Annotated in this window: 14 protein-coding genes; 10 read left to right on the top strand and 4 right to left on the bottom strand. The window is 45.8% G+C overall.

Annotated elements, in window-relative coordinates; translation table 11 throughout:
• Window positions 1-15: 15 nt before the first annotated feature.
• On the bottom strand, window positions 16-342 hold the full coding sequence (zapA, locus tag AC5EF3_RS06885; RefSeq protein ID WP_493547504.1) for a cell division protein ZapA: 327 nt from the start codon (window positions 340-342) through the stop codon (window positions 16-18).
• Window positions 343-396: 54 nt separating this feature from the next.
• Complete coding sequence (locus AC5EF3_RS06880; RefSeq protein ID WP_493547503.1) at window positions 397-708, bottom strand: DUF4164 domain-containing protein; 312 nt, start codon at window positions 706-708, stop codon at window positions 397-399.
• Between the two features lie 136 nt (window positions 709-844).
• On the opposite strand from AC5EF3_RS06880, the gene tkt reads away from it, so the two are divergent.
• The 8 genes from tkt to AC5EF3_RS06840 all read left to right on the top strand — a co-directional run bounded on the left by tkt (window position 845) and on the right by AC5EF3_RS06840 (window position 9965).
• A complete protein-coding gene (gene tkt / locus AC5EF3_RS06875) occupies window positions 845-2827 on the top strand; it encodes a transketolase (protein ID WP_493547502.1) in 1983 nt (660 codons plus the stop codon).
• A gap of 85 nt (window positions 2828-2912) precedes the next feature.
• A complete protein-coding gene (gene gap / locus AC5EF3_RS06870) occupies window positions 2913-3920 on the top strand; it encodes a type I glyceraldehyde-3-phosphate dehydrogenase (protein WP_015828799.1) in 1008 nt (335 codons plus the stop codon).
• A 26-nt stretch (window positions 3921-3946) separates the two neighbouring features.
• Window positions 3947-4573, top strand: coding sequence for a MarC family protein (locus AC5EF3_RS06865; RefSeq protein ID WP_015828798.1), 627 nt, complete (start codon window positions 3947-3949; stop codon window positions 4571-4573).
• A gap of 9 nt (window positions 4574-4582) precedes the next feature.
• Window positions 4583-5785: a phosphoglycerate kinase gene (locus AC5EF3_RS06860; protein ID WP_493547501.1), complete on the top strand. Its 1203-nt coding sequence runs from the start codon at window positions 4583-4585 to the stop codon at window positions 5783-5785.
• A gap of 135 nt (window positions 5786-5920) precedes the next feature.
• Window positions 5921-6814, top strand: a complete 894-nt coding sequence (locus AC5EF3_RS06855) for a fructose bisphosphate aldolase (protein WP_493547500.1) — start codon at window positions 5921-5923, stop codon at window positions 6812-6814.
• A gap of 176 nt (window positions 6815-6990) precedes the next feature.
• Complete coding sequence (thiE, locus tag AC5EF3_RS06850) at window positions 6991-7644, top strand: thiamine phosphate synthase (protein WP_493547499.1); 654 nt, start codon at window positions 6991-6993, stop codon at window positions 7642-7644.
• A 119-nt stretch (window positions 7645-7763) separates the two neighbouring features.
• Window positions 7764-8939, top strand: a complete 1176-nt coding sequence (locus tag AC5EF3_RS06845; protein WP_493547498.1) for an endo-1,4-beta-xylanase — start codon at window positions 7764-7766, stop codon at window positions 8937-8939.
• A gap of 210 nt (window positions 8940-9149) precedes the next feature.
• The gene (locus tag AC5EF3_RS06840) at window positions 9150-9965 is read left to right on the top strand and encodes an inositol monophosphatase family protein (RefSeq protein WP_493547497.1); all 816 of its coding nucleotides are present in this window, start codon (window positions 9150-9152) and stop codon (window positions 9963-9965) included.
• Window positions 9966-10012: 47 nt separating this feature from the next.
• Here the strand turns inward: AC5EF3_RS06840 and AC5EF3_RS06835 are convergent, their stop codons facing one another.
• A complete protein-coding gene (locus tag AC5EF3_RS06835) occupies window positions 10013-10513 on the bottom strand; it encodes a DinB family protein (RefSeq protein ID WP_493547496.1) in 501 nt (166 codons plus the stop codon).
• Between the two features lie 208 nt (window positions 10514-10721).
• Between AC5EF3_RS06835 and AC5EF3_RS06830 the strand changes: the two genes are divergently transcribed.
• Complete coding sequence (locus AC5EF3_RS06830; RefSeq protein WP_493547495.1) at window positions 10722-12002, top strand: serine hydrolase domain-containing protein; 1281 nt, start codon at window positions 10722-10724, stop codon at window positions 12000-12002.
• Window positions 12003-12008: 6 nt separating this feature from the next.
• Here AC5EF3_RS06830 and AC5EF3_RS06825 read toward each other — a convergent pair whose 3' ends face one another.
• Window positions 12009-13835 (bottom strand): ABC transporter transmembrane domain-containing protein, encoded by a 1827-nt coding sequence (locus AC5EF3_RS06825; protein ID WP_493547494.1) that lies wholly within the window; start codon window positions 13833-13835, stop codon window positions 12009-12011.
• 112 nt (window positions 13836-13947) lie between these two features.
• Here AC5EF3_RS06825 and rpmE point away from each other — a divergent pair, with 112 nt between their 5' ends.
• On the top strand, window positions 13948-14175 hold the full coding sequence (gene rpmE / locus AC5EF3_RS06820; RefSeq protein WP_015828789.1) for a 50S ribosomal protein L31: 228 nt from the start codon (window positions 13948-13950) through the stop codon (window positions 14173-14175).
• The last annotated feature ends 2 nt before the right edge of the window (window positions 14176-14177 follow it).

Raw genomic sequence — 14177 nt, 5'->3', positions numbered from 1 at the left:
TGAGATCAAACTGGTTTAGTGAGCGCGTTCTAAATGCGCCGATAGCGATTCAATACGACTGGCCGCATCGGATAAGGCCTTTGCTGCGCGCGCTTCTATTGCTGTTATCCGGTCATCAAGTGATTTAACACCGGCATCCATTTCCGCATCGTCTAACTCATCGAGAAGAGATAGAGCGGCAGCTAGGAATAGTCTTTCTACGCCGATCTCTCCCATGACTTCGGCTAATCCGATGACACGTTTATCCAGACGTTCACCAAGCTTGGTCAAACGTGCTTCCTGTCCTTCTTCACAAGAAACGATGTAGCGCTTCTTATTGATTATTAATTCTGCTTTGCTCATCTTTTCACCCCAAAAAGACACGGGTTTTGATTAAGGTCTGTACTTCCCACAATGTCAGACTTTGCCCAATGCCTCTCTTACTTCCTTTATTGCTGCTCCTAAAGCGCTAGAGGCTTCATCGGCGAGCTGTTGTAATTCTTTTTCTCTTGCGCGTGCGCTATCAAGATCCATGGCCAAACGTGCCCGGTCGCGTCTCAAAGCCTCGGCTTCTCTTTCGGCGGGGCGGGCAGCTTCTAGGCGTTCGAGCATACGGTCTACGCTTCCCGTCAAAGAGGTGACGGCATTGGTTAGGCGTAATTCAGCCTGTCCAAGAATATCTCGGACGGGTGCTTGCTCGCTTTTTTTATCGTTATCTTGCTGATCCATATTAACTATTTTGCTTCACTAAACACTTGGATGCAATCAATTTTTGCAATGGCCATTTGTCGAGGTCTGATCGGAAGGGTCTTGACGTAATTTATAATGCGTTTAACTCAGCTAAAAACAATTCAGGGAAGCCATTATGAGTTCATCAACAGTTGCAAATCGGGATATGGCGAATGCCATACGCGCACTCTCTACAGACGCTATTGAAAAAGCGGGAATTGGGCATCTTGGATTGCCTTTGGGGATGGCAGATGCTGCGACTGTATTGTTTACTCAGTTCCTGAAATTTGACCCGACAGCACCTAAATGGGCAGACCGCGACCGCTTTGTTTTGTCTGCTGGTCACGGGTCTATGCTTATCTATTCTTTGTTGCATTTAACGGGTTACCCATCCATATCAATGGAAGATATCAAGCAGTTCCGTCAATTAGGGTCTAAGACTCCTGGGCACCCTGAAAATTTCATTACTGAAGGCGTTGAGACAACAACAGGTCCATTGGGGCAGGGGATTGCCACAGCTGTTGGGATGGCGATTGCCGAACGCAATATGAATGCGCGCTATGGTGATGAGCTTGTTGACCATTACACCTATGTGATTGCGGGTGATGGTTGCTTGATGGAAGGTATCTCTCAAGAAGCTTTGACACTTGCTGGCCATTTGGGGCTTGGCAAGTTGATTGTACTTTTCGATGACAATGCAGTGACGATTGATGGCGGTACTGATGTTGCCGATTCAACAAAACAAACAGCGCGTTTTGCTTCTTCTGGATGGCAGGTTGATGCCGTTGACGGTCATGACCCAGAGGCCGTTGCTGAAGCTATAGAGCGCGCAAAAGCAAACACAGACAAGCCAAGCTTGATTGCTTGTAAAACTACAATTGGATTTGGTGCCCCAACATTTGCCGGACAAGGCAAAGCGCACGGTGGTCCATACCCAGCAGATGAAACTGCGGCACTGCGTGAAAACCTTGGTTTACCAAGTGAGCGCTTTACGGTTGTGCCTGAAGTGTTAGATGCATGGCGTGCTGCGGGTGCGCGTTCTGTGGATGTACGCAAGGCGTGGGAGGCACGTTTGAATGCATCAGATAAAGCATCTGAATTTACACGCGCAATGGCAGGCAAGCTTCCTGAAGGCGTAGAAGCTGCGGCGAATGCACATAAAAAAGAAGTTGCAGAAGGCCAAGCGACAAAAGCAACGCGCCAATGGTCTGGTGCTGCGCTTGAAGTGCTGACAGGTGCTATTCCTGAGATGATCGGTGGATCGGCAGACCTGACTGGTTCAAACAACACGAAAACATCTCACACAACGGCTTTGAACAGTGATGACTGGGCTGGGCGTTATATGCATTATGGTGTGCGTGAGCACGCAATGGCGGCTGCCATGAATGGTATGGCGCAACATGGCGGTGTTATCCCTTATTCTGGGACATTCCTCGCATTTGCTGATTATTCTCGAGGCGCGATACGTTTGGGTGCTTTGATGGGCGCGCGCGTTATTCACGTCATGACGCATGATTCAATCGGTCTGGGTGAAGATGGACCAACACACCAACCAGTGGAGCACGTGGCTTCATTGCGTGCAATGCCGAACATACACGTTCTGCGCCCATGTGATGGTGTGGAAACGATGGAAGCGTGGCAAGTGGCATTGAACCGTGAAAACGGACCTTCTGTTTTGGCTTTAACGCGTCAAGGTGTTGTGCCGGCGCGTAAAGATCACACAGATGAAAATTTGGTGGCAAAAGGCGCTTACATTTTATCTGAAGCCAAGGGTGAAGCTCAAGTTGTTTTGATCGCGACTGGATCTGAAGTTGGTCTTGCGCTGGAAGCTCAAGAGAAGCTTGCAGCTCAAGATATTGGCGCACGGGTTGTGTCCATGCCATGTATGGAATTATTCCTAGAGCAATCTGACGCATACCAAGCTGAAGTTCTTGGCAGTAACCTACCTAAAGTCGGCGTCGAGGCCGGCGTGCGTTTTGGTTGGGATAGCGTGATAGGATCAGATGGTGAGTTTGTAGGTATGAATGGATTTGGGGCGTCTGCGCCTGCAAAAGATCTGTTCAATCACTTTAATATCACGTCTGATGCCGTTGTGGATGCCGCATTAAAGCAAATCTAATTGACTGACTAATATTGATAAAACTTCGCTACGGGGCCATGTATTCCGTAGCGACACTCACAGGGACTAAAAAGGGAATTTAAAGATGGCTGTACGTATAGCAATTAACGGCTTTGGCCGTATCGGACGTTTGGTATTGCGTTCTATTATTGAAAACAACCGCACTGATGTTGAAGTTGTGTCTATCAACGACCTCGGTCCGGTTGAAACAAACGCACACCTTCTAAAATATGACTCTGTTCACGGTACACTTCAGGCGGATGTGTCTGTTGATGGTGATAACATCATTGTAAACGGTAAAGCGATCAAAGTAACAGCTATTCGTGACCCTAAAGAACTTCCACACGCGGAAAACAAAGTTGATATCGCGATGGAATGTACTGGTTTCTTCGCCTCAAAAGAAAAAGCGTCTGCCCACCTTGAAGCAGGTGCAAAACGCGTTCTTGTGTCTGCACCAGCTACAAACGCTGACAAAACAATCGTTTATGGTGTGAACCACGGTACATTGACCGCTGATGACATGGTTGTTTCTAACGCGTCATGTACGACTAACTGTCTATCTCCAGTTGCTAAAGTGTTGAATGACACGATTGGTATCGAAAAAGGTATCATGACAACAATTCACTCATACACTGGTGACCAGCCGACACTCGACCGTATGCACAATGATCTTTATCGCGCACGTGCCGCGGCATTGTCTATGATCCCGACATCAACAGGTGCTGCTAAAGCCGTTGGTTTGGTTCTTCCTGAATTGAACGGAAAGCTTGATGGTTTTTCTCTACGTGTTCCAACTCCAAACGTGTCTGTTGTTGATTTGAAATTCGTTGCAAAACGCGATACAACAATCGAAGAAATCAACGCTGCTGTTAAAGAAGCTGCTGAAGGTTCTTTGAAAGGTGTGCTAGGTTACACCGAAGTAAAGCATGTATCTTCTGACTTTAACCACGACCCACACTCATCAATTTTCCACGCTGACCAAACTAAGGTTATGGATGGAAACTTTGTGTCTGTTCTAGCTTGGTATGACAATGAGTGGGGCTTCTCAACTCGTATGTCTGACACTGCAGTAGAGCTTGCAAAATTTATTTAATAACAACTGACTAAAGAGTATAGTATATGGATTGGGGATCGCTCTATCGAGATTTGATAACGCTGTTTGTGGTTATTGACCCTATTGGAACGATCCCCATTTTTATTGCAGTTACCGCAGGTATGGCACCTGAAAACCGCCCTAAAGTGGCGCTTATCGGTGTGTTGATCGCGGCAATCGTGCTCTACACGTTTTTGATACTTGGGCAGCTGGTTTTTGAAGCGCTTGGGTTGGCGTTAGGATCTTTCCAGATTGCTGGCGGGATAATTCTGTTTTTGTTTGCGCTGCAAATGATATTTGGGCCTTCAAAACCCGAAGAAGAACTCAATCAAGCAAAATCAATAAGCCAAAGCGCTGTCTTTCCTTTGGCTATGCCATCTATTGCATCGCCGGGTGCAATTATGACTGTGATTATTCTTACAGATAATCATGGGCATTCCGTTTTGGAACAAACCGCTACCGCAGGGCTGTTGCTGGGTGTGCTTGTGTTCACTTTTGTGCTGCTTCTTCTTGCTAATCCAATACTAAAATTAATCGGGACTTCTGGAGCTAGTGTCATAAGTCGTGTAATGGGAATGATATTGTCCACTGTTGCAGTAGACGCCATTCTAAACGGTTTTGCTGTCCTGAATGTCATAGATTTAAACCATTAGGAGAAAGTCATGTCGAATTTTCGAACATTAGACACGATTGCCAATGAACTAGACGGCAAAACAGCCTTGGTTCGTGTTGATTTTAACGTACCTATGAATGATGCCGCCGAAGTGACAGATGACACACGTCTGCGCGCCGCAATGCCGACAATTAAATTTCTCATCGATAAAGGCGCAAAAGTAGCGCTCTTGGCACACTTTGGACGCCCAAAAGGTAAAGTGGTTCCAGAGATGAGTCTTGGGCCGGTTGTTCCTGCTATTGAGGCTGTGTTGGGTAAGTCTATTACTTTTGCAACTGCATGCGTAGGCCCAGTTGCGCAACAAGCAATTGATCTTGCTGGTAAAGGCGATGTTATTCTTCTTGAAAATACACGTTTTGAAGCAGGCGAAGAGAAAAATGATACTTCTCTTGCAGAAGAAATGTCAAAGCTTGGTGATATATTCGTCAATGATGCATTTTCTGCGGCGCACCGTGCACATGTCACAACGGAGGGGATAACTAAATTTCTTCCTGCATATGCTGGACGGTCTATGGAAGCAGAGCTGAAATCACTTGATGCAGCGCTTGGGACACCTGTTCGTCCTGTCGTGGCTGTGGTTGGCGGCGCGAAAGTATCTTCTAAAATCGACTTGCTCAAAAACCTTGTGTCCAAAGTAGATACTTTGGCAATTGGCGGCGGTATGGCGAATACATTCCTGTTTGCAGATGGGATAAATGTAGGAAAATCTCTGTGTGAGTCAGAACTAACTGGCACTGTTGCAGAAATTAAAGCAGCTGCTGAAAAATCTGGTTGTAAGATTTTGCTTCCAACAGATGTTGTGTGTGCCAAAGAATTTAAAGCATTTGCACCGTCGCGTATTTGTGACGCAAATGATGTGGCTGATGATGAGATGATCCTTGATGCAGGTCCTATCGCAGCAGCAGCACTTGTCGATGAAATGTCTAAATCTAAGACAGTTGTCTGGAATGGTCCGCTTGGTGCGTTTGAGCTTGAACCATTTGATGAAGCGACAGTGGCAGCTGCAAAAGGTGCTGGTGATCTCGCAAAATCTGGTAAGATTACTGCGGTTGCAGGCGGTGGAGACACTGTTGCAGCGCTTAATCATGCAGGTGCGGCTGAGGATTTCACCTTTATTTCTACAGCTGGCGGTGCCTTCCTAGAGTGGATGGAAGGTAAAATTTTGCCAGGTGTTGAAGCGCTACGTGCCTAAAAACGTAACAAAACTGACGTTATAGATGCATATAATGTTAGAAGATGAAATGGCGGCACGAAATCTGCTAGGGTTTCGTGCAACCGCAATAAAGCAATAATCGCGAAAACGCGAATGCAAATGGGACAAAATAGAATGACTAACAAAGAAATGGCGCACCAAGCGGCAACCAAAATTGGATTCGTAGCTGCTCTGGACCAATCAGGTGGTTCAACGCCTAAAGCTCTTAAAGCTTATGGTGTAGAAGAGAACGAATATTCCAATGATGATGAAATGTTTGCGCTTGTTCATGAAATGCGTACTCGCATCATTAAATCACCAGCTTTCAATGGCGAAAAAGTTATCGGTGCAATTTTGTTTGAGCGCACGATGGATGGCCAAATTGATGGCATGCCAACAGCAAAATATCTTTGGGAAAAGCGCGGCGTTGTTCCATTCTTGAAAATTGATAAAGGTCTTGCTGACGAGAAAGACGGTGTTCAGTTGATGAAGCCAAACCCAGGTTTGGATGCTTTGCTTGAGCGTGCTGTTGCCAATGGTGTTTATGGAACAAAAATGCGTTCTGTTGTGAATGCAGCTAATGAAGCTGGTATCGCAGCCGTTGTTGCACAGCAGTTTGAAGTTGGTAAGCAGATCTTGTCACATGGTTTAATGCCGATCATTGAGCCAGAAGTGACAATCACAATTGCTGACAAAGCCGAAGCTGAAGCTATTCTTCGCACTGAGATCACAAAACAGCTAGATGCGCTGCCAGACGATTTGCAGGTGATGTTGAAGCTGTCACTTCCAAGCGAAGCAAACTTTTACAAGCCATTGATCGATCACCCACGCGTTCAGCGTGTTGTGGCGCTTTCTGGTGGTTATTCACGAGAAGACGCGAATGCAAAACTTGCATCTAACACAGGCATGATTGCGAGTTTCTCGCGTGCGACGCTTGAAGGTCTTTCAGCTAAGCAAAGTGATGAAGAGTTTGATGCAACGCTTTCAGCAACAATCGATTGCATTTGTGAAGCTTCTAAAGCTGGTTAAATCAGTCGCATTTCCATATTGATTGGAAAATTTATTTTACCCGCTCCTTAAATAAAGGGGCGGGTTTTTATTTTAAAGCGGGACAATATGCGGCTTGGTCAATTTTCTGATGCAAAAACCATAAAAGGCTGACATATAGATTTAGTTACCCAAGCTCTTTGCCTTAATAAGATCAAATGATGAACCAAGAATGCCGCCTATACTTGATCACGCCTCCTGTTATTGAGGATGTGGAAGCTTTTGCACGTGATTGTGAGCAAGCCTTGGATGGGGGAGATGTTGCGTGTCTTCAGATCCGCTTGAAAACGCGTGAAGGTGTTGCTGCAAGTGATGCACATATAGAAGCAGTTGCGAAACGTATACTTCCAATGGCGCAGGCCAAAGATGTGGCTGTATTGATCAATGACCGTCCAGATCTTGCGAAGAAGTTTGGCGCAGATGGTGTGCATATCGGGCAAGATGATGTGTCTTTGAAAGACGCGCGTCAGATTGTTGGTGATGATGCTATTGTTGGGGTGACGTGTCATGATAGCCGTCACTTGGGGATGGAAGCAGGTGAGGCGGGGGCTGATTATGTTGCTTTTGGTGCATTCTATCCCACACAAACCAAAGACCCTAAAGCCAAGGCTGAATTGGAAACATTGACTTGGTGGCAACAATTTATTGAAGTTCCTTGCGTTGCGATTGGTGGCATCACGGTGGAAAATGCAAAACCTTTGATTGATGCGGGGGCTGATTTTCTTGCTGTTTCATCGGGCGTCTGGAACTATGCTGACGGACCTAAAGCAGCGGTTAAAGCTTTTAATGTTTTGATGCAGTCAAAGGGTTGAAAATGTCGGGCATTTCCGGCAAATTCTAACCTATATAGCTGATTTTTCTATAATTAACCAAATAATTTAAACGTCGAGCGAATCTTATTGGCTCGATTGGACCGCGTTTGAGAGGTAGCATGATGACTGAGATCGATGCACGACAACGGTTGAAGTTGTTAGTTGGTGGCGTAAGTCTTCTAGCGCTTGGAAGTTGTAGTGGTGGAGGGGGAGGTTCATCGCCTACGCCCACGCCAACATCCACCTCGACGCCAATTGCTTATGAACCCACATCTGGATTGTTGCGCAACACATATAGGAATAATTTTAAAATTGGTTCGGCGGCACAAACGCCTCAGATTGATACAAATGATCCGATAGTCGATCTGCTTAAAAGCCAATTCAATTCTATGATGGCGGAATATGAGATGAAGGCGGATGTCATCTCGCCCTCTGAAGGGGTTTACGATTTTTCAGCTGGTGACAAATTGGTAGCATTCGCTGAAGCCAATGGTTTTGAATTACATGGCCATACGCTCCTCTGGCATTCATCGACACCTGATTATTTCTTTTTAGGCTCCAAAGATGAAATCAAAACGAAACTTCAAAATTATGTGACTGAGGTCGTGACGCATTTTAAAGGTAAGGTGCATTCTTGGCATGTGGTCAATGAAGTAGTCTCAGACAGTGCAAGCGAAACAACTGCGCCATATCGAAATTCTGATTGGTATCAGGCTGTTGGTAGTGCTGAATATATTGATTGGGCATTTGAAGCTGCTCATGCTGCGGACCCAGATGCATTACTTTTTATCAATGAGTACAATACAGAATTTGAAGATAAAAGAGGCCGGTTGATTGAGATAGTCGAAGACCTGCTAGACCGGAACATACCGATTCATGGTGTCGGCCACCAGTGCCATTTAGATTATAGAGATGCCGCATCTTCGGTATTAAGTGCCATTGATGCAGTTGATGATCTTTTTGCTGGACTCGTCAATCACATTACGGAAATGGATATGTCGGTATATGGAGATCCTGGTTCTTGTTGGCAAAATGAAACGGGGTGTGATGCTGATTTTGGTGCGAATGTGCCCGCAGAGCGCCTAAAGCTTCAGGCGCAAATCTTCAGAGACCTTTTCAATGGCCTAATATTGCGACCGAGCGTAGAAAACGTTTCATTTTGGGGAGTTTCCGATGCCCATTCATGGCTCAATGAGAGGCCGACTGAGCGCACCAATTACCCTTTATTGTTTGATCGTAATTACAAAGCAAAACCGGCCTTTAGAGCAATAACTGATAGCAATTACGTGATATAGTTTGTTCGTTCTTAGTTGCTCATTTGTGATGGAAATTTAAAAGGGGCGGTTTTAATTGTTGTAGGTCGAATTTGTAAAATCGCCTTGAAATTGAGCTACAATGGCTTGTTACCTTGATAATTTGCTCTGACTAGGATAGACGCCCCGTCTGGTATTTTACTTTGTGATCTCCACACACATCGCAAAGACTGCTCTTAGGAAATTAAAAAAATGTCGCGTCCTTCACCCACCGTATCGATAATGATTGAAGCTGCTCAGGCGGCTGGCCGTAAATTATTGCGTGATTTTGGCGAAGTGGAACAGCTTCAGATTTCTAAAAAAGGACCGGCAGATTTTGTTTCTGCTGCTGACAGAAAAGCCGAAGAGATATGTTTTGATCGCTTATCCAAGAAGCGTCCGGGCTATGGCTTTTTGATGGAAGAGGGCGGCATCGTAGAGGGATCTGATAAATCACACCGTTTTATTGTTGACCCGTTAGATGGCACAACAAATTTCCTTCATGGTATCCCGCATTTCGCCGTATCAATCGGGCTTGAGCGTGATGGTGAATTGCGTGCAGGTGTCGTGCATGATGTGATCCGCAATGAAATTTTCTGGGCAGAGACAGGTGAAGGTGCTTGGTTAGAAAATAGACGTCTACGTGTATCTAATCGCCGTAAACTTGGCGAAAGCGTTCTTGCCACAGGCATTCCCTTTATGGGGCGTGGTGATCACCCGGAGTTTTTGAAAGAACTTAATATCTTAATGGGTGAAGTTGCTGGTATTCGCCGTTTTGGTGCAGCTTCGCTTGATTTGGCATATGTCGCTGCTGGTCGGTTTGATGGCTTTTGGGAAAGAGGGCTTGCGCCGTGGGATGTGGCAGCGGGAATTGTTCTAGTTCGCGAAGCTGGCGGTGTCGTCAATGGCCTTGGCGGTAAGGACCCGCTAAATGATGGGGATCTCGTTTGCGGGAATTCTACACTGGTTGCCAAAATGACAGATCGTATTGAAGGTCGCGTGAAGCCCAAGTCTTCTGATACATTTTAGTTTGATGTAAGGGCCAGATATTTTCTGGCCTTTTTGTTTCCATGCTCTTATTTCGGCATAAGCGGCAGATCAGTGTCGCCAACATCAATGCCGATTGGCTTGAGCATTTGTGTAATTTGGCCACGATGATGGGTTTGGTGATTGAATAAGTGTGTGATGCATAGCCAGAAGGGTTTTGTGACTGGTGTGCCGCCTGAAGCGCGCGTCCAGGTTAGATCTTGTGATATCTGATCTTCATTCAAGGTGTTTGACCAATGGATAATGTGCTCAGCCATTTTTAGATGTTCATCACGTAAGCTTTCGAAATCATCAAACAGATCGACACCCATTTTGCTGTCTTCAAAAGGGTAGGTGTTTCCTGTAAATCTGCTCATCCAACGAATGTCAGCCCAGAGGAGATGGTTTAAAGTTGAGTAGATAGATTTAAAAAAAGCACCACGATCTTTTTTTAATTCTTCAATCGTTAGGCCTTCAATGGCGGTATAGATTTTGGTTGTCATCCATTGATTATAGAGGGCAAGTTGCTGGTAATTTCTGGTCAAATTCATGCGTGATATTCCATCTGGAGGACGAGTTGAATTTTGTTTCTCTCAACATAATTGATTAATGAGCTGTTCAGATTGAAGGTTCAGAATATAATCACATTCTGTGCGTTTTGCTAAATTGAATAAAAAGATGGTTTCACCTCAATTCTGACTCGATTGGTCGCAAAGTGCAGCTTGCAATATAGGTCTGTCAATTTGGCAAAGGTTCAAAATGTCGTCATTCTTAGGTCGTATGAATCAAGTCGTTTCTATATTCTTTGCGCTTGGAGTTTTCTTCTCAGGTGTTCAAGCGCTTGCGCAGGAATCTAGTGCTTATCATTTTGATGAGGAACCAAATATAAGTGCGCCATCACTAGCGCCGCCAGCGCCTGCGCCGGTGCTTGACCTTGCCTATATTGATCAACGCGCTGAAAAATTAATGCAAGAAGACCAGATGATCGGTTTTGCCTTAGCTGTTGTTGAGAAGGGCGAAATTTCATTTGTAAAAGGATATGGGAAAACCTATCCGGGTGGTCCTGCAGTGGATAAAGACACGGTTTTTCGTTGGGCATCCTTGTCTAAAGGCATGGCAGGTACACTTGCTGGTGTTTTGAATAAAAATGGAGCGTTAGATTTAAAAGCGCCAATATCTGATTTTCATACGTCTTTGAGATTACCCAAAAACGGCCTCTCGACGTTAAAAGTAGAGGATATTCTTTCGCATCAGTTGGGGATTGTTCCTAATGCCTATGATACGCGGCTAGAGGATGGCGTTGATCCTAAAATCATACGCAAAGATCTGGGTAAACTGACCAATATTTGTACGCCGGGTGAGTGTCATTCATATCAGAATGTTGCCTTTGACACGATTTCAGAAGTGATGGCGGAAGCAACTGGTAAAGATTATAAGGACTTGGTGACAGAATATATTTTTGCACCCCTTAATATGCGTTCAGCTAGCCTAACCAAAGATGATCTAAAACGTACAGGTAACTGGGCGCGACCATTTGGATATTCGTCTGGAATTTCTATGATGCGTCCGGTCGAGCTAAATGACAATTATTATAAAGTTCCTGCGGCAGGCGGTATGAACTCATCTATTGAAGATTTAGCGCAATATATGCGCGCCCAAATGGGTTTGGTGCCCGAAGTCCTGCCAGAAGATGTTTTGCAAGAGATACACACACCGCGTACACCAACGTGGAAAGAACGTAATCGTATGCGGCGCAAATCTTCGCATGTCACACATGCTGACTATGCACTAGGGTGGCGTGTATATGATTATGCGGGTCATAAATTGATTGGACATCGCGGAGCTGTGAGAGGTTATCGTGCCATGATCTTGTTTGATCCAGTATTGGATACAGGGATTGTTGCTATGTGGAATTCAACGTCTAGCAAACCTGTCGGTCTCCAATTTGAGTTGATGGATATGGCTTATGGTTTTGAGCGAACCAAATGGATGCAGCTCACTTCCGATGAAAGTGAGCCGATCAGACATGGTGGTGATTAGCTTCAGCTAGGTGCCTGAAAATTGAAGTTCGGCCAGATGGGCATAAATGCCGCCTTGCTTGACGAGACTTTCATGATCGCCTTCTTCCGCCACACTTCCTTGATCCATCACAATGATACGATCTGCTCTGCGCACTGTTGCCAAACGGTGTGCGATAACAAGCGTCGTACGGTCGTCTGATGCGCGATCTAGGGCAGACTGTACCAAGCGCTCGTTTTCAGCATCCAGCGCGCTTGTAGCTTCATCTAGCAGCATAACAGGAGCGTTTCGTACGAGTGCGCGTGCAATAGCGACCCGTTGGCGCTCTCCACCCGATAAATTCTTGCCGCGTCCGCCCAATTCAGCATCCAGTCCTTGTTTCGTCTGAAGGAATTGCCAAGCTTCTGACGCTTTAAGGGCGTTGATAATGTCTTCATCTGAAGCTTCTGGGAATGCAAAGCGCATATTGTCGGCTGCTGACCCTGAAAACAAAGCTGCTTCTTGTGGGACATATCCAAATTGAGCGCGCCATTCTTGTGGTGTGACGGCGCGTGCATCCATTCCATCAAGCAAGACTGCGCCGGCATTAGGATCATAGAAACGCAATAGCAAACGAAACACAGTAGATTTACCCGCACCAGATGGTCCGACAAGCGCAACTGTTTCACCGGCTTTGATATTGAGGTCGAAACCATTCAATGCTGAACGCTGTGAATCTGTCGGATAGGAAAAGGATACATTGTCGAAACGCACAGCACCAGTAACAGGGGATGGTAGATTAAGAGGCTTTTCAGGCGCGCGGATGTCAGGATCTTCATTGAGGATTTCTGAGCACCGCTGAATAGCACCGGAGGTTCGCATGGCCGCATTGAAAACATCAGCCAGCATTCCGAAGCCTGAAACACCTGATAGGGCATACATTGCAAACTGGGCTAACTCTCCAGACGTCATTCGGCCTGCAAGTACTTCCTGAATGGCCAGCCATGCCATGAAGGCGATACCAGTAAATAATCCGAAGATAATTGAACCTGACATAAGCGTTTGCGCGCCAATGCGGCGACGGGCAGCGATGAATGCAGTTTCACATGCTTGGCGGAAACGGCTGGCACGTGTGGCTTCTTGTCCATACGCTTGAACCAGTTCAATCGCTTCAAGGCTCTCAGAAGCTTCTCCTGCGGCATCAGCAATACGGTCTTGAACAGCAGTGGAGAGTTTACGCACACGCGTACCGATCACGAACATGGGTATCATAATGAGCGGCACTGCGATGAACATAACACCGGTTAAGCGCCAGTTCAGGATGAACATCATGATTAGCGCACCTGTGAGGGAAAGCGCGTTGCGTAAAAAGATTGAAGCAGACGAACCAAGAAAGCTTTCAATTAATGTGACATCGGCTGTTAGACGAGAGACAGCTTCACCTGATCGCAAGCTGGAATAATAACCAGATGAGAGGTTGATTAGTTTTTGGTACACATCTGAGCGTAAATCGGCGGCAGCACGTTCACCTAACAAAGACATAAAATAAAAGCGCGCTGAGGTGATGAGTGTCATGAGGATGACCACACCGATAAAAGTTTTGAAGCCGCTATTGATGGCTGGAATGTCGTTATTGGCGAGGCCATTGTCGACAATGCCGCGTAATACAACGGGCAAATAGAGGGTAATACCTACACCGGCGAGAAGCAGAAGTAGAGCGGGCCAGAAAATGACACCTCTTCCAGCAACATATGGCCATAACTGAAGGAGAGGACGTAGTTTCTTGCTGCGTGGTCTATCAGGTAGGGCAGCTGATCCACGTTTCTGTGTACCAGTTTTGCGATCAATATCGGCTTGTGTTTGGTGTTCTGTCATATTTTATTCTGCTCTAAAACCCAGTTAGGGGTTGATAAATGTCTCTATATCCGGTAAGCGCGCTGCTTCGATTTTAAAAACTAAGACCAAGGCGTTTAAGGGCCACGTACCGATGAAACAAGACGTACATCCGGACTATCACTTCATCACTGTCAAGATGACAGATGGAACTTCTTACAAAACTCGTTCAACAATGGGTAAAGAAGGCGATACTCTTCAGTTGGATATTGACCCTAAGACACACCCAGCTTGGACTGGTGGAAACCAGCACATGATGGACCGTGCAGGTCGTGTATCTCGCTTTAACGACAAATTCTCTGGCTTTATGAAAAAGAAATAAGG

It is taken from the genome of Hirschia sp. (genome assembly GCF_058892565.1).
This window is presented reverse-complemented; position numbering and strand designations above follow the sequence as displayed.

Excerpts from the sequence above, each read along its gene's own strand:
- zapA (WP_493547504.1), bottom strand. The coding sequence starts at position 342 with ATGAGCAAAGCAGAATTAATAATCAATAAGAAGCGCTACATCGTTTCT.
- AC5EF3_RS06880 (WP_493547503.1), bottom strand. The coding sequence starts at position 708 with ATGGATCAGCAAGATAACGATAAAAAAAGCGAGCAAGCACCCGTCCGA.
- tkt (WP_493547502.1), top strand. The coding sequence starts at position 845 with ATGAGTTCATCAACAGTTGCAAATCGGGATATGGCGAATGCCATACGC.
- gap (WP_015828799.1), top strand. The coding sequence starts at position 2,913 with ATGGCTGTACGTATAGCAATTAACGGCTTTGGCCGTATCGGACGTTTG.
- AC5EF3_RS06865 (WP_015828798.1), top strand. The coding sequence starts at position 3,947 with ATGGATTGGGGATCGCTCTATCGAGATTTGATAACGCTGTTTGTGGTT.
- AC5EF3_RS06860 (WP_493547501.1), top strand. The coding sequence starts at position 4,583 with ATGTCGAATTTTCGAACATTAGACACGATTGCCAATGAACTAGACGGC.
- AC5EF3_RS06855 (WP_493547500.1), top strand. The coding sequence starts at position 5,921 with ATGACTAACAAAGAAATGGCGCACCAAGCGGCAACCAAAATTGGATTC.
- thiE (WP_493547499.1), top strand. The coding sequence starts at position 6,991 with ATGATGAACCAAGAATGCCGCCTATACTTGATCACGCCTCCTGTTATT.
- AC5EF3_RS06845 (WP_493547498.1), top strand. The coding sequence starts at position 7,764 with ATGATGACTGAGATCGATGCACGACAACGGTTGAAGTTGTTAGTTGGT.
- AC5EF3_RS06840 (WP_493547497.1), top strand. The coding sequence starts at position 9,150 with ATGTCGCGTCCTTCACCCACCGTATCGATAATGATTGAAGCTGCTCAG.
- AC5EF3_RS06835 (WP_493547496.1), bottom strand. The coding sequence starts at position 10,513 with ATGAATTTGACCAGAAATTACCAGCAACTTGCCCTCTATAATCAATGG.
- AC5EF3_RS06830 (WP_493547495.1), top strand. The coding sequence starts at position 10,722 with ATGTCGTCATTCTTAGGTCGTATGAATCAAGTCGTTTCTATATTCTTT.
- AC5EF3_RS06825 (WP_493547494.1), bottom strand. The coding sequence starts at position 13,835 with ATGACAGAACACCAAACACAAGCCGATATTGATCGCAAAACTGGTACA.
- rpmE (WP_015828789.1), top strand. The coding sequence starts at position 13,948 with ATGAAACAAGACGTACATCCGGACTATCACTTCATCACTGTCAAGATG.